13 protein-coding genes are annotated in these 16,267 nt (G+C 34.1%); 6 read left to right on the forward strand and 7 right to left on the reverse strand.

The features are described from left to right. Nucleotides 1-8 precede the first annotated feature (8 nt). The 5 genes from AAYQ19_RS18120 to AAYQ19_RS18140 form a co-directional block, all read right to left on the reverse strand. Nucleotides 9-1,043 (reverse strand): vWA domain-containing protein, encoded by a 1,035-nt coding sequence (locus AAYQ19_RS18120; RefSeq protein WP_343538208.1) that lies wholly within the window; start codon nucleotides 1,041-1,043, stop codon nucleotides 9-11. A 135-nt stretch (nucleotides 1,044-1,178) separates the two neighbouring features. After that, nucleotides 1,179-2,180 carry a vWA domain-containing protein gene (locus AAYQ19_RS18125; RefSeq protein WP_343538209.1) on the reverse strand — a complete coding sequence of 334 codons (1,002 nt, stop codon included), beginning with the start codon at nucleotides 2,178-2,180 and terminating at the stop codon, nucleotides 1,179-1,181. Continuing rightward, a complete protein-coding gene (locus AAYQ19_RS18130; RefSeq protein ID WP_343538211.1) occupies nucleotides 2,180-3,811 on the reverse strand; it encodes a phenylalanine--tRNA ligase subunit alpha in 1,632 nt (543 codons plus the stop codon). Before AAYQ19_RS18130 ends, AAYQ19_RS18125 begins: the two co-directional genes overlap by 1 nt. 134 nt (nucleotides 3,812-3,945) lie before the next feature. After that, the gene (locus AAYQ19_RS18135) at nucleotides 3,946-4,809 is read right to left on the reverse strand and encodes a DUF58 domain-containing protein (RefSeq protein ID WP_343538213.1); all 864 of its coding nucleotides are present in this window, start codon (nucleotides 4,807-4,809) and stop codon (nucleotides 3,946-3,948) included. An 86-nt stretch (nucleotides 4,810-4,895) separates the two neighbouring features. Continuing rightward, a complete protein-coding gene (locus AAYQ19_RS18140; protein ID WP_026728274.1) occupies nucleotides 4,896-5,900 on the reverse strand; it encodes an AAA family ATPase in 1,005 nt (334 codons plus the stop codon). Nucleotides 5,901-6,124: 224 nt separating this feature from the next. Between AAYQ19_RS18140 and AAYQ19_RS18145 the strand changes: the two genes are divergently transcribed. From AAYQ19_RS18145 to AAYQ19_RS18155, 3 genes are all read left to right on the forward strand, one after another. After that, complete coding sequence (locus AAYQ19_RS18145) at nucleotides 6,125-6,997, forward strand: aldo/keto reductase (protein ID WP_343538216.1); 873 nt, start codon at nucleotides 6,125-6,127, stop codon at nucleotides 6,995-6,997. Between the two features lie 105 nt (nucleotides 6,998-7,102). Next, a complete protein-coding gene (locus AAYQ19_RS18150; protein WP_343538218.1) occupies nucleotides 7,103-7,858 on the forward strand; it encodes an SDR family NAD(P)-dependent oxidoreductase in 756 nt (251 codons plus the stop codon). Between the two features lie 105 nt (nucleotides 7,859-7,963). Then, the gene (locus AAYQ19_RS18155) at nucleotides 7,964-9,109 is read left to right on the forward strand and encodes an ATP-binding protein (protein WP_343538219.1); all 1,146 of its coding nucleotides are present in this window, start codon (nucleotides 7,964-7,966) and stop codon (nucleotides 9,107-9,109) included. Between the two features lie 91 nt (nucleotides 9,110-9,200). Here AAYQ19_RS18155 and AAYQ19_RS18160 read toward each other — a convergent pair whose 3' ends face one another. Next, complete coding sequence (locus AAYQ19_RS18160) at nucleotides 9,201-9,944, reverse strand: PdaC/RsiV family protein (protein ID WP_343538220.1); 744 nt, start codon at nucleotides 9,942-9,944, stop codon at nucleotides 9,201-9,203. A 199-nt stretch (nucleotides 9,945-10,143) separates the two neighbouring features. Between AAYQ19_RS18160 and AAYQ19_RS18165 the strand changes: the two genes are divergently transcribed. Further along, complete coding sequence (locus tag AAYQ19_RS18165) at nucleotides 10,144-11,286, forward strand: cystathionine gamma-synthase (RefSeq protein WP_343538222.1); 1,143 nt, start codon at nucleotides 10,144-10,146, stop codon at nucleotides 11,284-11,286. Between the two features lie 86 nt (nucleotides 11,287-11,372). Here AAYQ19_RS18165 and AAYQ19_RS18170 read toward each other — a convergent pair whose 3' ends face one another. Then, complete coding sequence (locus tag AAYQ19_RS18170; RefSeq protein WP_343538223.1) at nucleotides 11,373-12,164, reverse strand: THC0290_0291 family protein; 792 nt, start codon at nucleotides 12,162-12,164, stop codon at nucleotides 11,373-11,375. 326 nt (nucleotides 12,165-12,490) lie between these two features. On the opposite strand from AAYQ19_RS18170, the gene gdhA reads away from it, so the two are divergent. Continuing rightward, nucleotides 12,491-13,834: an NADP-specific glutamate dehydrogenase gene (gdhA, locus tag AAYQ19_RS18175; protein WP_343538225.1), complete on the forward strand. Its 1,344-nt coding sequence runs from the start codon at nucleotides 12,491-12,493 to the stop codon at nucleotides 13,832-13,834. A 130-nt stretch (nucleotides 13,835-13,964) separates the two neighbouring features. Continuing rightward, nucleotides 13,965-16,247: a type IX secretion system anionic LPS delivery protein PorZ gene (gene porZ, locus AAYQ19_RS18180; protein WP_343538227.1), complete on the forward strand. Its 2,283-nt coding sequence runs from the start codon at nucleotides 13,965-13,967 to the stop codon at nucleotides 16,245-16,247. Nucleotides 16,248-16,267: the final 20 nt, after the last annotated feature.

Genomic DNA, 16,267 nt, shown 5'->3' on the forward strand with positions numbered 1-16,267 from the left:
GCAACTTTTTATTTCTTTTCGTTAAATAAATTCAACTCTTTTATCCAATTTGTTTTTCTTTCCAAAAGGAAAATATCTACGAATAGCAATAGAAAAGCAAAACCAAGGAACCATTGAAATTGTGATTGAAATTCAGCCATTTGCGTAGCTTCAAATTCTGTTTTTTGAATGTTGTTTAAGGCATTTTTTATGTATTCCAAAACTTCTTTCGTATTTCCGCCGTAAACATAGCCTCCTTTTGTTGCTTTTGCAATTGTTTTTAGGCCTTCTTGATTCAGTTTCGTGATAACAATTTCTCCGTTTTGATCTTTCTGATGATTTCTAACAATGCCATTTTCTTTTAAAGGAATTGTACCTCCTTTTTCAGTTCCAATACCAATGGTAATGATTTTCATTCCAATTTTGTTTGCTTCTTCGGCAGCAGCGGTTGCGCCTTCCGAGTGATCTTCTCCATCAGAAATCAAGATAAGCAATTTGCTTGTTTTGCTTTTTTCGTCAAAATAAGTCGATGATAATCGGATTGCTTCATCAAGTGAAGTTCCTTGAGAAGAAACCATATCTGGACTCATGCTTTGCAAGAACATTTTTGCAACGCTGTAATCAGAAGTAATTGGCAAAACTGGGAAAGCGCTTCCTGCGTAAGCTACAATTCCAATTCTGTCGCTTCCTAACTGATTGATGATTTGCGAAACGATTTGCTTGCTTTTTTCCAAACGACTTGGTGCAACATCTTCGGCAAGCATACTTTTTGAAACGTCGACAGCAAAAACGATATCAATACCTTCACGTTTTACCGTTTCCATTTTTGTTCCAATCTTCGGATTCACTAATCCGATAATCAAACAAGCAAGCGCTAAAAGTATAATTGATAATTTTAAAATTGGCTTGAAAACAGAACTTTCTGGGCTCAGTTTTTTGACCATTTCCAAATCACCAAACTCGCGTTGTTTTTTTCTTTTCCAATATACATTGAAAAGAAAAATACACACCACGATTGGCAGCAAGAATAAAAGGTATAAATATTTTTTTTCGTCTAATTCCATAAATGTTTTAAAATTCCAATCCCATCTTTGAGAGGATAAATTCCAAATTCCAAATTTTGCTTTTTTGAAATTCCAATATTAAAATTCCAAATTCCAATTCTTTGCTTTCGTGCTAATTTTTTGATTTTGAAAAAATCAAATAAAGCTTCTATAAACTGTATTTCTTAAACCAACTTCCAGTAACAATAAAAAGACTGCCAATGCTACGAACATTCTGTATTTTTCGTCGTAATCGTAGAATTTCAATTCTTGGATTTCTGTTGTTTCTAATTTATTGATTGAGTTGTAAATCTGAGCTAATCGGTCATTGCTTGTTGCTCTAAAATACGTTCCGTCCGTTTTACGGGCAATGCTTTTCATTAACTGCTCATCGATTTCTACTTTTTGCATTTTAAACAAGAAACCTCCATTTGGTCCGTATGCATAAGGTGATTCAGCCATTCCGTTTGTTCCTAAACCAATAGTGTAAACTTTGATTCCGTATTGTTTTGCAATATCTGCGGCAGTTTCAGGCTCAATAAATCCTGCATTATTTACACCATCTGTCAATAAAATAATAACACGGCTTTTTGCTTTACTGTCTTTTAAACGGTTTACGGCAGTTGCCAATCCCATTCCAATTCCAGTTCCGTCTTGTAAAGCGGTGTCGTATTTGATTTCCTTAATTGCTTCTAAAATAATCGCTTTATCACTTGTAACGGGCGTTTTTGTATACGCTTCTGATGCATATAAAACCAAACCAATTCGGTCATTTGGTCTTTCTCCAACAAAATCTGCGGCAACTCTTTTTAAAGCTTCCATACGGTTTGGCTTTAAATCTTTTGCCAGCATACTTCCAGAAACGTCAATTGCCATTACAATGTCAATTCCTTTTGTTGTTTTGGTTTGATTGCTGATATCTACCGTTCTTGGTCTCGCTAAAGCAATAATCAAAGAACATAAGGCAATAATTCTAAAAACGTATAAACAAGGTTTTAATTTCGTCAACAGGGATTCACTGTTTTTGAAACCTTGCGTCGAACTCATTTTTAAAGTAGCTGACTGCTGGTTGCGTTTCCAGAAATACCAAGCAATTACAACTGGAATCAGTAGAAAAAGCCAAAAGAATTCTGGATTTAAAAAAGTGATCTTTCCCATTAGTTGCTTGCTTTTTTAAGTTCAACCGAATTTAAAATTCGATCTGTAATTGTGTTGGCATACGTGTCACCTTCTTCATGCATAATAACAATCTGTTGTAAACCTTGTTCTTGCTTGAAAATAAGAATTTCATAGTACACTCGTGAACTGGTTTTTGTAGCAGGATTTATCACCGTCATTGTGCCGTATCCTTTTATACCTTGTACGCCTTCATTTGTCTGATAATCCTCCTGCTTTACAATAATATTTTGACCGCCTTGCGATTCAATAACTTTTAATGAACCTTCTAAAGCTTTTGATAAATCAATTTCGGTTGGTGTTTTAAATTTACTGGTTGAAACCGCTACATAGAAATTTTCAATCATACTTCCATAAACAAAAAGCTGCATTTCTTTAATTAAAGCCATAGCATCTTTCGGAAGTACTTTTTGAGTATCCATACGTTTTAAAACTTCCGGTGTTTCGATTAAAACACCTGGGTTTCCATACTCACTTTTTATCCATTCGCGCTCTAAAAGACGCTTAGTTGGATGCATTAAAACAGTATCTTTTACATTTTTAAAGCCTTTAACAGCAATCAAGACAGCTGTTGTTGCAATTAGTAATCCAAAAACAGATCCAGTAGCAATTGCAATTCTTCTGTTTTTTTGTTTTTTCAATTGAAGCTTGATTTGCTTTTGTCTTTGTGCTTCGTTCAACAATTGATCTTCTTCAGATGGAACTTCTGTCGGAATTGCATTGTCCAATGTTAAAATTACTTTCTGAATTTTGTTTCTGTCTTCAGTAATTTCAAAATCAAGAGGTTTTGATTTCGCAAATTTTACCAAATCCGCTTGACGCAAAACACGCTCTAAATGCTCAACCGTTTCTGGCGTCAAAGTCATTTTCTTCTTCGTTGATGCCGTTTTGATTGCTGCAATCAACTCCGATGTTGTGCTTTCCATTGCTGGAATATGAATTGCCTCTTCAATATAATTTCGGGCAATATCAGTCAATTCACTATAATATTCTTTGATTTCACCTTTTTGAATCAACTCTTTTGATTCTAAGCTATTCAGTAAACTTGTTGCTTTTTCAATAGGTGTTTTATAAACTTCTTCTTCAATTTTTTTCTTCTGACGTTTTTTAGTGTCCCAATAAACGTAGGTGCCGATTCCAAGAATAAGTATCAGAAGTACTGCATATAACCACCAATTTCCAAAACTACTTTCTGCTGTAGAAATGTCTTTGATGTCGTACATTTTTTGTTGCAAAGTATCCACTTTTACAGCTGCAACTTCAACTTTGATCGAATCTGAGAAATACGGTTTTTTGTCAATTAAAATTTGAACTGGCGAAATCGTATATTTTCCCGAATCAAATTGCGTTAAACCATATTTCTTAATCAATTCATACGTGTCATTTTTCTTAACTGTATCAATTGGATAAGATTGAATAACCTCTAGAGAACCAATTGTTTTTGGCTGAGGGAAAACAACTTTCGATTTTGAGCTTACAACTGTTTTAAGCGTAAGTTTAAACTCAGCACCAATTTTGTTTTTTGTAGTATCAATACTTGTTTCTACCTGTTTTTGCTGCGCAAAAACCGCCGATGTAAGCAAAAATAGAAATATGTAAAATTTTAATTTCATTTGATTTTTGATTTCAGATTCTAGTCTAAAATTATTGCTTAAAAATGGAACACAGATAACGCAGATTTAAGCGGATTTTTATTTTTGGATTATTTAAAATCTAATATTCTAATGATCTAAGAAGTCTAAAAATCTTAGCGTGATTTGAAATAGCCTAACAATTTCGTTACATAATTTTCATCGACTCTGGTATTTACAACGCCAGCGCCAGATTTGCTGAAAGTTTCTTTGAAATAATTTACTCTTTCGTGATAATGTTTTTCGTAATTCATTCGAACCGCTTTTGAACCCGTATCAACCAACATTGTTCTTCCGGTTTCGGCATCAAGCATATTGACTATTCCAAGATTCGGAATTTTTTCTTCGCGAATGTCATACACGCGAACTCCAGTCAAATCATGTTTTTTGGAAGCAATTTTCAAGGTTTGCTCATAATTTTCAGACATGAAATCTGAAATCATAAAAACAATGGCTTTCTTTTTTTGAGTTCCCGATAAAAATTTCAAAGCTTCAGAAATATCGGTTTTATGGCTTTTTGGTTCAAATTCGATCAATTCTCGAATGATTCTTAAAACGTGTGAACGTCCTTTTTTTGGCGGAATGTACAATTCGACATTATCCGAAAATAAGATCAATCCGATTTTGTCATTGTTTTGTGTAGCCGAAAAAGCCATCGTTGCCGCAATTTCGGTTACGATGTCTTTCTTAAATTGGCTTTTTGATCCAAAACCTTCTGAACCCGAAATATCAACCATCAAAACCATGGTCAGTTCGCGTTCTTCTTCAAAAACCTTAACGTGAGCTTCGTTATAGCGTGCGGTTACGTTCCAATCGATGTTACGAATATCATCTCCGTATTGGTATTGACGCACCTCGCTAAACGTCATTCCTCGTCCTTTAAATGAAGAGTGGTATTCTCCCGAAAAGATATGATTGCTCAATCTTTTGGTCTTGATTTCTATTTTCCGTACTTTTTTTAAAAGCTCTTTTGTGTCCATTTCTTTAAGGCTGTAGGCTTTAGGCTTTAAGCTTTAGGCAATAACAAGGCTTGCGCCTATTGCATAAAGCTTACGGCATAAAGCTTTTAAGGTACTTCAATCTCGTTAACGATTTTGTTGATAATGTCTACAGAAGTGATGTTTTCAGCTTCGGCCTCATAAGTAATTCCAACTCTGTGGCGTAATACATCGTGAACAACTGCACGAACGTCTTCTGGAATTACATAACCGCGACGTTTGATGAAAGCGTAGCATTTTGCAGCATTAGCCAAGTTGATACTTCCACGTGGAGAAGCCCCAAAACTGATAAGCGGTTTTAGATCGGCTAATTTGTATTTCTCTGGGTAACGAGTCGCAAAAATGATATCTAAGATGTATTTTTCGATTTTTTCATCCATATAAACTTCACGAACCGCTTCTTGCGCGCGCAAAATTTGATCTACAGAAACTACTGGATTTACTTTTTCGTAAGTTCCTTTTAAGTTTTGACGAATTACAAAACGCTCTTCATCAATTTTTGGATAATCAATTACAGTTTTAAGCATGAAACGGTCAACTTGCGCTTCAGGCAATTGATATGTTCCTTCTTGTTCAACTGGGTTTTGTGTTGCCAATACTAAAAACGGACGATCTAATTTGAAAGTCGTGTCGCCAATTGTTACTTGTTTTTCCTGCATCGCTTCCAAAAGTGCAGATTGTACTTTTGCAGGAGCACGGTTGATCTCATCGGCAAGTACGAAATTGGCAAAGATTGGTCCTTTTTTTATTGAGAATTCGTTTGCTTTAATATTGTAAATCATTGTTCCGATAACATCGGCAGGCAATAAGTCGGGTGTAAACTGAATACGGCTGAAAGAACCTTGAACCGCTTGAGAAAGCGTGTTGATTGCTAAAGTTTTGGCTAAACCAGGAACTCCTTCAAGCAAAATGTGTCCTTGTCCTAATAAACCAATTAATAAACGTTCGACCATGTGTTTCTGGCCCACAATAACTTTGTTCATTTCCATTGTAAGAAGGTCTATAAAAGCACTTTCTCTTTCAATTTTTTCATTGATCGCTCTAATGTCTAAAGTCGTTGTATTTTCTTCCATATAAATGTTTTTAAAAGCTTTTTTAAACTCTTGATTTTTACGCCCGGTTTTTGAGAGTGCAAATTGAATATTTTTTGAGAAGTAAGATGTTAAAGAATGGTTAAAACTTCGACCAATCACCTAATTTTAAGGACGAATTGTGAATCTATTTTTATATTTTTAAGAACTTTGATGTGCATGTTTTTAAAAAGCATATTTATTACCAAAAATAACGCAATATAACCATGAGCAAAACAACATTATCGCCTATTATTTCGGGCACTATGAATTGGGGAGTATGGGACAAAAACCTTTCAACTAAAGAAATGGAAAACTTGATACAAATCAGTATCGAAAATAAAATTACCACTTTTGATCATGCCGATATTTACGGCGACTATACTACCGAAGCTGAATTTGGAAATGCATTTAAAGCAACTAAAATTTCCCGCGAAAAAATACAGTTAATCACAAAATGCGGTATTCAGCTAGTTAATGAAAGTCGTAAAACAAAAATCAAACATTATGATTATTCTAAGGAGTACATAATTTGGTCGGCAGAAGAATCATTGAAGAAACTCAAAACAGATTATATTGATGTTTTTTTGTTGCACAGGCCAAGTCCGTTGATGCAAGCGGATGAAATTGCAGAAGCAGTTGAAAAATTAAAATCAGAGGGAAAAATTATAGATTTCGGACTTTCGAATTTCACAAGTTCTCAAACTGAATTAATTCGCCAAAAAACAGAAGTAAGTTTTAATCAAGTGCAATTTTCGGCAACGCATTTTGAACCAATGATTGATGGCAGTTTGGATTATATGCAAACTCACGGAATTCGTCCATTATCATGGAATCCTCTTGGAACTGTTTTTAGAGAAGATACCAAAAAAACACGCCGATTGAAAAAGCTGTTTTCAACTTTATTAGAGAAATATCATCTTGGTGCTGACACACTTTTGTTGGCATGGATTTTAAAACATCCTGCAGGTGTTATTCCAATTGCAGGAACGGTGAATGTTGCCAGAATTCAGGCATTGTTAAAAGCAGTTGAATTGGATATGGACAAAGAAGATTGGTTCGCCATCTGGACAGAAAGTATGGGAGACGACGTTGCTTAAATAAAAATATTGGCGCACAGATTTTACGGATTAAACAGGTTTGAAAAATTACAGTGTAAATCTTTTTAATCTGTAAAATTCGTGGGCAAAAACAAATACTTAATAATGAAAAAAACAGCTTTAATTACTGGAGCCACGAGCGGAATTGGAAAAGCAACCGCTCAAATATTAGCAAAAAATAATTATAAGGTGATTCTTTGCGGAAGAAGAAAAGACCGTTTAGAAGAACTTGAAAAAGAACTTTCAGTTTTTACAGAAGTACATTCTTTGTCTTTTGATGTTAGAGATAGGGATGAAGTCTTTGCAAACATTAATGCATTGCCAGCCGATTTTTCGGTTATTGATGTTTTGATCAACAATGCAGGAAATGCGCATGGTTTAGATCCAATTCAAAATGGAGATATTGACGATTGGGATGCAATGATTGATATTAATGTAAAAGGACTTTTGTACGTTTCAAAAGCGATAATACCACAGATGATTGAAAGAAAATCAGGTCATATTATCAATATTGGATCAATTGCTGGAAAAGAAGTTTATCCAAACGGAAATGTGTATTGTGCTTCAAAACATGCAGTTGATGCCATCAATAATGGAATGCGAATGGATTTGAATCCGTATGGAATCAGAGTTGGGGCAATTCATCCAGGAATGGTTGAAACCGAATTCAGCGAAGTTCGTTTTAAAGGCGATGCTGACAGAGCTTCGAATGTGTATAAAGGTTTAGATGCGTTGCAAGCTGAAGATATTGCTGACATTATTCATTTTGTGGTTTCAAGAAAATACCATGTGAATATTGCAGATTTGATTGTTTACCCGACTGCACAAGCATCGGCGACAATTGTCAATAAGAATATTTAAAAATTAGATAGTTGGACTTCTTAGATTTATGATCTTTAGATTATCTTAGGAATCTGAAAATCATAAATCTAAGAAGTCTAAATTTCTAACCAAGCCCTAAAGAAGATGATTAATAAGCGCCTTTTAATTAAAAATCTCCTCGCTCATAATGACGAAAGCAGTTTTTATGACAAAAAAAGGCAGTTGAATCTTCATTCGCGCGAAGGGAAAGGGAAGTTCTTAAAACATATTTGCGCGTTATCCAATTCCAATCCAAATAATAATTCTTATATCGTCGTTGGTGTAGAAGACCAAGACAACGAAATTGTTGGCGATGATTTTTTTGATGACAGCCGAATTCAAAATCTTGTCAATGCTTTTTTGGAAAATCCTCCAAAAATTCAATACGAAAATGTCCCTTTTCCAAATCTTCCAAAAGACAAAGTAATCGGTCTGGTAACCATAAAGCCTAAAAGTAAAATCTCATATTTTAAAAAAGGAATTCATACCATTCTTGCCAATAGTATCTTTGTGAGGCGTGGCAGTAATTCTACGCCTTTAGAAGAGCACGAGGAAATTGAAAAAAACAATCAGAATACAGAAACAGTAATCGGAATTGAAAATAGTTCTCGAAACAGTATTCAATATACTTTAGACGGTGTTATTGATTTTATGAATTTTAGGCATAAAGATATGTCGCCAAAATATCGAGTCTTTAAAGAATTATTTGTGATTTGCTGGGCAGGAGTTGCTAAAAAATCTCGTGATAAAACGTTTCTTTCCAGAGTAGATATTGAATTGATCAATGAACAAATTAAGCTGTTTTATTCTGCGCAAGATGTTGTTACTATTGAATATAACGATGACACTTTTACCATTACAGAATATGTTCCGTTAGGATTAAATGACAAAACAAGTTTTTATCCTTTGGAAAAGCAAACCATACATTTTTTTGATAATGGATATTATAAGATTGATCGCGAAATGCTTTTTCACCCACCAGAGTTTAATCGAAAAATGTTATACCATATTTACAATTCAAATATGGCTTTGCTTCAAAAACTACAAAAAGGATTTGCTTTGTCTCCAAGAGAATTAGCAGATCTTGAAAACCTTCCTTCAACTTTTATGATTTGTTATTTGAACGGTTTTGATGAGGCCAAGCAAAAGTTAATTGATTCAAAATTATTGCTGAAGCCTTTTCCTGCTGTTTATTTATCTTTTAAAGAAGCACTCCGAGTTTTGAGAAAGATGAAGTATGATGTTCAATAAAAGGGACAAAGTTACATAGGGACAAAGGGCAAAGGTTTTCTTTTGAAACCTATTTTGTAGAGATGCACTGCTGTGTATCAATTTTGTCGTTTTAATGAAATTTCAAATATTTATTTACTTCATCATACGGAAATAGGATTTCTTTTGGGCCATCGGCATAAGATGCAGCTTCATAGGAGTTGTAATATAAAAGCAAACCATCTTCTGTGTAAAAAATATTCTGTGACAATTGGAATTTGTCATTTTCAAACATTAATCCTGTTGCATTAATATTGGCTTTAGCTGGGATTTTATATTTTTCTCGGAATTTTTTTTCGGCGAAAGCCTTAAATTCTTTTTCATTAGTGAACAATTGATCCATAAAAATTGTTTTTCCAGTTTTAGGATTAAATAATAATGATTTAAAACCTTGATAACCGTGCGCGCCTCCGGTAAAAGTATAATGATCGATTTTTATGTTCAAAATTTCATCAGACTGAAATTCTACATTTCCAATAATTTTCCCTTCCCAACCAAAAGTCTCAGTGGGAAATTTTTTGTGCATTTCTTCATATGATTCAATAAATGATTGTGCCAGAATATTGTAATCTGTTGCTTTTTTAGGGTCTTCGCCAAAATAGACAATTTCTTTTATGACCGAGAAAACCTTTTTATTAATGCTGTCTGCGGTAATTTTTGCATTTTTAGCAATTGGGATTTCAAGAGTAATTTTTGGGCAATCGCTTTTGCAAGGGATGGCAGATTCTTTTTCAAATGTTTCATTATCAAATGAGAGCTCTTTGTTGCAACTTGTGAATATTAAAAACAAAAAGACTAAAAAAGTATAATGTTTCATATATGTAAAGTTATTTGTTAATGATTGAATGTAGGATCGCAATTTATTTGTGAGGTTTTGCTTTTGCAAAGTTCTAGCCAGTAGCGATTTCAGATCAAAAAAGTGTTAATTATATACAAAGGTAAGAACTTGTGTCAGGATTAGAATAAATTAAACGGTAAATTTGTACAAGATTTAAGGATTTAAAATTTGTAACTATATGAAATTCAATACAAAAGTAATACATGGTGGCCAACATCATGATCCAAGTACTGGAGCAGTAATGCCTCCGGTTTATCAAACTTCAACATTTATTCAAACAAGTCCGGGGAAACCTTTGGCAGATTATGAGTATAGCCGTGCGTCGAATCCAACTCGTACAGCTTTAGAAAATGCTTTGGCAAGTATTGAAAATGGTACAAGAGGATTGGCTTTTTCGTCTGGATTAGCAGCGACAGATTGTATTTTAAGATCTTTTAAGGCCGGTGATGAAATCATCGCAATGGATGATTTATATGGAGGAACTTATAGAATGTTCTCTAGAATTTACAAAGATTCTGGAATTAAGTTTCATTTTGTTGATATGACTGATATCGAAAAATTGAAATCATTAATCAATGAAAATACTAAATTGATTTGGGTGGAAACCCCAACAAATCCATTAATGAAATTGGCGGATATTGAAGAAGTGGCTAAAATCACAAAAGCAAATAATATTTTATTCGCTGTTGATAATACTTTTGCAACGCCATATTTGCAAAAACCTTTGGACTTAGGAGCTGATATCGTAATGCACTCTGCAACAAAATATTTAGGCGGACATTCTGATGTTATTGCTGGCGCTTTAATTGTAAAAGATGAAGCATTAGGCGATCAATTGCATTTTCAGCAATTTGCAACAGGGGCGACATTAGGACCAATGGACAGTTTTTTAGTTTTAAGAGGAATTAAAACACTTGCATTACGCGTTCAAAGACATTGCGAAAACGGAGAAAAAGTAGTGGAGTTTTTAAGTAACCACCCAAAGATTGATACGGTTTACTATCCAGGATTGCCAAACCATCCTTTTCATGAAATTGCTAAAAAGCAAATGAAGGCTTTTGGCGGAATGGTTTCTTTCACTTTCAAATCTGGAAAAAAAGAAGATTCGATTGCATTTTTAGAGAAATTAAAAGTGTTTACTTTGGCAGAATCTTTAGGCGGAGTTGAATCTTTGGCAAATCACCCGGCTTTGATGACGCATGCATCGATTCCTGCTGATAAAAGAGCTGAAGTTGGTATTACTGATGATTTGGTTCGATTAAGTGTGGGTATCGAAGATGCATCAGATTTAATAGCCGATTTAGAACAAGCTCTTTCTTAACGAAAGAAATTCCAATAAAAAAATCCCAAATTCCAGTTTTAAGCATCTTGGAATTTGGGATTTTTTATATTGTGGCCTTTCTGGTTTTAGAATTCTAAATAGTAGATATATCCAAAGTTAAACCATACTTGCCAGTCGTTCGACTTGTTTTCCTTATAAATATCTTTATTCGGATTTAGACCATCAATCCAGTCATTGCTATACATCTGAAAACGAGTTTCAAACATCAAATCGTCCATTTTTGTCAGTTTGTAATGCACTCCTAGACCTCCTGTTGCTGATACAACAATTCCGTCTTCTGTAGAAAATCCGTGAGGTCTTCCATCTGAAGGAGTCAAGTATTTTCCGATTGTTACGTTTGGAAGCGTGATGTCTCCTAAGTGGGAACCAACTTTTGCAGAATAATAATTTACCTGAAATCCTAAACTAAGATACGGGCTTAAACTACCAACTGAGTTTTCAAAATCATGTATTTTAATAAATGAAAACTCTAATTGAGATCCTAATCCTACTGTAGTTGAACTAGCATTCATGTTTTTAAGCATCGTGACAAAAGGAGTTTCTGGCTTTTTGTCAACCCATCTTCCATAATGTTTTAATTGAGTATGACTAAATGAAAGTTCAGATCGTACTTTGAAATGTTCTGTAAAAAAACTTTCATGATTGTTGGCGGCTGAAAAGTTGATAAAATGCATAAGACCAACTCCAAATCCAGTGTTCCCGACATTGGTATCAAAATTGTTTCTTTGTCCAAAATCTGACTGCAGTGTTACAGGTCCTGCGAATATTCCTATTTCTTGTGCAAGATCAGATTGAGCGTTTGCAACAGAGCTAATTCCAAGAATGGCAAATAGCGTGATAATTACGGGTTTGAGCATAGTATTTGGGCTTTGAAATCTAGGCAAATATATAAAAAACCTAGTCTAAACAAAATATTAAATACTGCTATTAAAAAATTAGTAACAAAACACTTAATTTTCTGACTTTAAGTGTTGTGATTTGACCTAAAATCGGAGGCTTAAAATCCTATTTTTATTTTTGTTTAAAAATAACACAATTCTTCTCGAAAAACGAAAAAAAATAACAATTCATGATTGTTTTGCCTTATCTTTGCTTGTTGATACGAAAACGTTTTCTTAGAAGATTTTTGCGTACTTTAATTTGATTTTAAGCTAAAACTATTATTTGAATAATTTATTTAAAAATGGAACAAAAAATAAATGAATTTATGGCTCTGGTTGAGTCAAAAAATCCAAACGAGCCAGAATTTCTTCAAGCTGTTAGAGAATTTGCAGAAACAGTTATTCCGTTTATTGCAGAAAGAAAAAAATACGATGGGAAAAATTTACTTCTTAGAATAGCTGAACCAGAAAGATCTGTAATTTTTAGAGTTCCGTGGGTAGATGACAAAGGAGAAATTATTGTAAACAGAGGATTTAGAATTCAAATGAACTCTGCAATTGGACCATATAAAGGAGGGATTAGATTTCATCATACAGTAAACTTATCAGTTTTAAAATTCTTGGCTTTCGAGCAAGTTTTCAAAAACAGTTTGACAACACTTCCAATGGGTGGAGGAAAAGGTGGTTCTGATTTTGATCCAGAAGGAAAATCAGATGGTGAAATTATGCGTTTCTGTCAATCGTTTATGACCGAATTGTGCCGCCATATTGGACCAGATCTTGACGTTCCTGCTGGAGATATTGGAGTAGGTGCAAGAGAGATTGGTTATTTATTCGGACAATACAAAAGAATTAGAAATGAATTTACGGGAGTTTTGACTGGAAAAGGTTTGGCTTACGGAGGTTCATTAATCAGACCAGAAGCTACAGGTTATGGTGTAGTGTATTTTACAGATCAAATGCTTCGTACTATTGGGCATGAAATCAAAGGAAAAAGAGTTGCAATTTCTGGATTTGGAAACGTAGCTTGGGGAGTTGCCTTGAAAGTGAATGAATTAGGAGGGAAAGTAGTTACTTTATCTGGTCCTGACGGTTATATTTATGATGAAGAAGGAATTTCTGGAGAAAAAATCGACCATATGCTTGAAATGAGAGCAACTGGAGATAACAGAGCAGAAAGATATTTAGAGAAATATCCTAATGCTGTTTTCCACAAAGGAAAAAGCCCATGGGAAGTAAAAGTTGATATTGCAATTCCATGTGCTACTCAAAATGAATTAAACGGCGAAGATGCTAAGAAATTAATTGAGAACGGTGTTTTATGTGTAACAGAAGCAGCAAATATGCCTTCTACATTAGATGCTATTAAGCTTTTCTTAGATAATAAAGTGCTTTTCGCTCCTGGAAAAGCAGCTAATGCTGGTGGTGTTGCTGCATCTGGATTAGAAATGACACAAAACTCTATCCGTTTAAACTGGACGAGTGAAGAGGTTGATTTGAGATTAAAAGACATTATGGTTGGAATTCACAACCAATGTAAAAAATATGGTGCTGAAGAAGATGGTTATGTAAACTACGTAAAAGGAGCTAACATTGCCGGATTTGTTAAAGTTGCCGATGCTATGCTTGCTCAAGGTGTAGTGTAATTTTTAGTTATAGTTTTTTTGAAATGTCTTCATTTGTTTCTGACAATTGAAGGCATTTTTTTATTTATAAAAAGAACAAAAAACAAATACTTCCGTTTGTAGTATATTTGTTATCTGAATATATAAAATAATGAAGGGAAAGTTTCTGTATATTTTGTTTTTACTCCTGTTTCAATTTAGTTTTTCACAAAATAAATTGTCATGGCAAGGTTATTTTTCATTTAACGAAATAAAAGATATTTCAGAATCGTCAACAACCGTTTATGCCGCTTCAGAGAATGCTTTGTTTTCTAAAAATGCTGCATCAAATGCGGTTAAAACAACAACTACAATTGACGGGCTTTCGGGACAAACTATTTCAGCGGTTTATTACAGCGAGACATTCAAAAAAACAATTATTGGCTATGAAAACGGTTTGATGATTGTTGTTAATGAAACCGATGGCAGTATGCTAAAAGTGGTAGATATTATCAACAAGCAATTGGCGCCGAATCTTAAAAAGATCAATCATTTTATGGAGTATAATGGTTTGGTTTATGTTTCCTGCGATTTCGGAATTGTTCAATTTAATTTAACGACTTCGCAATTTGGTGACACCTATTTTATTGGCGATAATGGTGCCGAAATTAGTGTCAAACAAACGGCCTTTTTTAACGGATTTATTTATGCAGCAACTTCCAGCGGTATCAGAAAAGCTGATATTGCAAATGCTAACCTAAATGATTTTAAGCAATGGTCTGTCGTAAATTCAGGAGATTGGTATGGCGTAGAGGCCTTAGATGCTGAATTGATTGCGGTAAATAATTCTGGATATCTACATCGCTTCAATTCAAGTGTATTTATTGGCTTTTCTCAATTGCCACAAACAGCCGTTGATTTAAGAGCAAAAAATCATAATTTGTTTGTTACGACTGCAAATACAGTATATGTTTATAGTAATCAAATGATTTTGATTCGACAAATTACAAATACGCAGGTTTTAGATAATACAATTAGTTTTACTTCTGCAACTGCTGTTGGAAATTCAATTTATATCGGAACAAAAGAAAAAGGTTTGTTTTCATCATCACTTTCAAGTAGCGCCGCTTTTACTAATGACACGCCTTCTGGTCCGGCTCGAAATAATATTTTTTCTATGGATGTAACTCCAAGTGTGCTTTGGGCAGTTTATGGAGATTATGATACGTATTATAATCCGTATGATTTGGATAGTTATGGAGTTAGCAAATACAATACTTCAGGTTGGCTGAATATTCCGTATTCAGATGTTTATAATGCAAAGTCAATGACCCGAGTTATTGTCAATCCAAAAAATGAAAAACAAGTTTATGCGAGTTCTTTTTTTTCGGGTTTGTTGCGAATAGAAAATGATGTTCCGAATCTTTTGTATAACGAAAAAAATAGTGGTTTAGAATCGATTACTACTGAGGGGCCAAATTATATAGATGTTCGTATCAATGCAACTGCTTTTGATAAAACAGGAAATTTATGGGTGACGAATAGCCGAATTAAAAATGGTCTCAAAGTTTTAAAAACTAACGGGCAATGGGGAAGTTACGCGATGACTTCAATTTTAGATGATGCTCAAGCCAGCAGTTATGGTGCAATTCTAGTCGATAGAAATAATGTAAAATGGATTGCAACCAATAGAGATGGAGTTGTTGGTTTTAACGAAACAACAAATACATTCAAAAAAATGACTTTTGGTTCTGATGCTGGAAATCTACCAATCGCTGATGTTAGAGCTTTGGCAATTGACAATAAAAATCAGCTTTGGATTGGGACAACTAAAGGATTGCGAGTTTTGTCGAATGTGAGTAATTTTCAGAATGAAAGTCAGCTAAAAGCAAATGCGATTATTATTATGGAAGATAATTTGGCTCAGGAACTTCTTTACGAACAATTCATCACTTCCATTGCTGTTGATGGTGCAAACAATAAATGGATTGGAACAAGCGATTCTGGTGTTTTTATGGTTTCGCCAAACGGACAAGAAACCAAATATCATTTTACAAACAGCAATTCTCCTTTGCCAAGTAATGCGATAAACGATATCAAGATCAATAGTACAACGGGCGAAGTTTTTATAGCAACCAATAAAGGAATGATTTCTTTTGGTGGCATTGCGACGGAAGCCAATGAAGATTTGAATAATGTTTATGTGTATCCAAATCCAGTTCGCCCAACTTATTCTGGAACCGTAAAAGTTGCCGGACTTTTGGATAAAGCCAATGTGAAAATTACCGATATTGAAGGCAATCTCGTTTATGAAATTACTTCAGAAGGCGGAACAATCGAATGGGATACAACAGCTTTTGGAAAATATAAAGTATCTTCGGGTGTTTATATGATTTTTATTTCCGCGCAAGACGGTAGTGAGACAAAAGTCAAAAAAGTGATGATAATTAGATAATGTGAGAATTAGAAAATCAG

It is taken from the genome of Flavobacterium mesophilum, from assembly GCF_039581405.1.
Taxonomy (GTDB): Bacteria; Bacteroidota; Bacteroidia; order Flavobacteriales; family Flavobacteriaceae; genus Flavobacterium.

What these genes read in the sequence shown, in the direction of transcription:
- gdhA (WP_343538225.1), top strand. Translation starts at nt 12,491, where the DNA reads ATGGAACAAAAAATAAATGAATTTATGGCTCTGGTTGAGTCAAAAAAT.
- porZ (WP_343538227.1), top strand. Translation starts at nt 13,965, where the DNA reads ATGAAGGGAAAGTTTCTGTATATTTTGTTTTTACTCCTGTTTCAATTT.
- AAYQ19_RS18155 (WP_343538219.1), top strand. Translation starts at nt 7,964, where the DNA reads ATGATTAATAAGCGCCTTTTAATTAAAAATCTCCTCGCTCATAATGAC.
- AAYQ19_RS18120 (WP_343538208.1), bottom strand. Translation starts at nt 1,043, where the DNA reads ATGGAATTAGACGAAAAAAAATATTTATACCTTTTATTCTTGCTGCCA.
- AAYQ19_RS18130 (WP_343538211.1), bottom strand. Translation starts at nt 3,811, where the DNA reads ATGAAATTAAAATTTTACATATTTCTATTTTTGCTTACATCGGCGGTT.
- AAYQ19_RS18135 (WP_343538213.1), bottom strand. Translation starts at nt 4,809, where the DNA reads ATGGACACAAAAGAGCTTTTAAAAAAAGTACGGAAAATAGAAATCAAG.
- AAYQ19_RS18160 (WP_343538220.1), bottom strand. Translation starts at nt 9,944, where the DNA reads ATGAAACATTATACTTTTTTAGTCTTTTTGTTTTTAATATTCACAAGT.
- AAYQ19_RS18170 (WP_343538223.1), bottom strand. Translation starts at nt 12,164, where the DNA reads ATGCTCAAACCCGTAATTATCACGCTATTTGCCATTCTTGGAATTAGC.
- AAYQ19_RS18145 (WP_343538216.1), top strand. Translation starts at nt 6,125, where the DNA reads ATGAGCAAAACAACATTATCGCCTATTATTTCGGGCACTATGAATTGG.
- AAYQ19_RS18140 (WP_026728274.1), bottom strand. Translation starts at nt 5,900, where the DNA reads ATGGAAGAAAATACAACGACTTTAGACATTAGAGCGATCAATGAAAAA.
- AAYQ19_RS18165 (WP_343538222.1), top strand. Translation starts at nt 10,144, where the DNA reads ATGAAATTCAATACAAAAGTAATACATGGTGGCCAACATCATGATCCA.
- AAYQ19_RS18150 (WP_343538218.1), top strand. Translation starts at nt 7,103, where the DNA reads ATGAAAAAAACAGCTTTAATTACTGGAGCCACGAGCGGAATTGGAAAA.
- AAYQ19_RS18125 (WP_343538209.1), bottom strand. Translation starts at nt 2,180, where the DNA reads ATGGGAAAGATCACTTTTTTAAATCCAGAATTCTTTTGGCTTTTTCTA.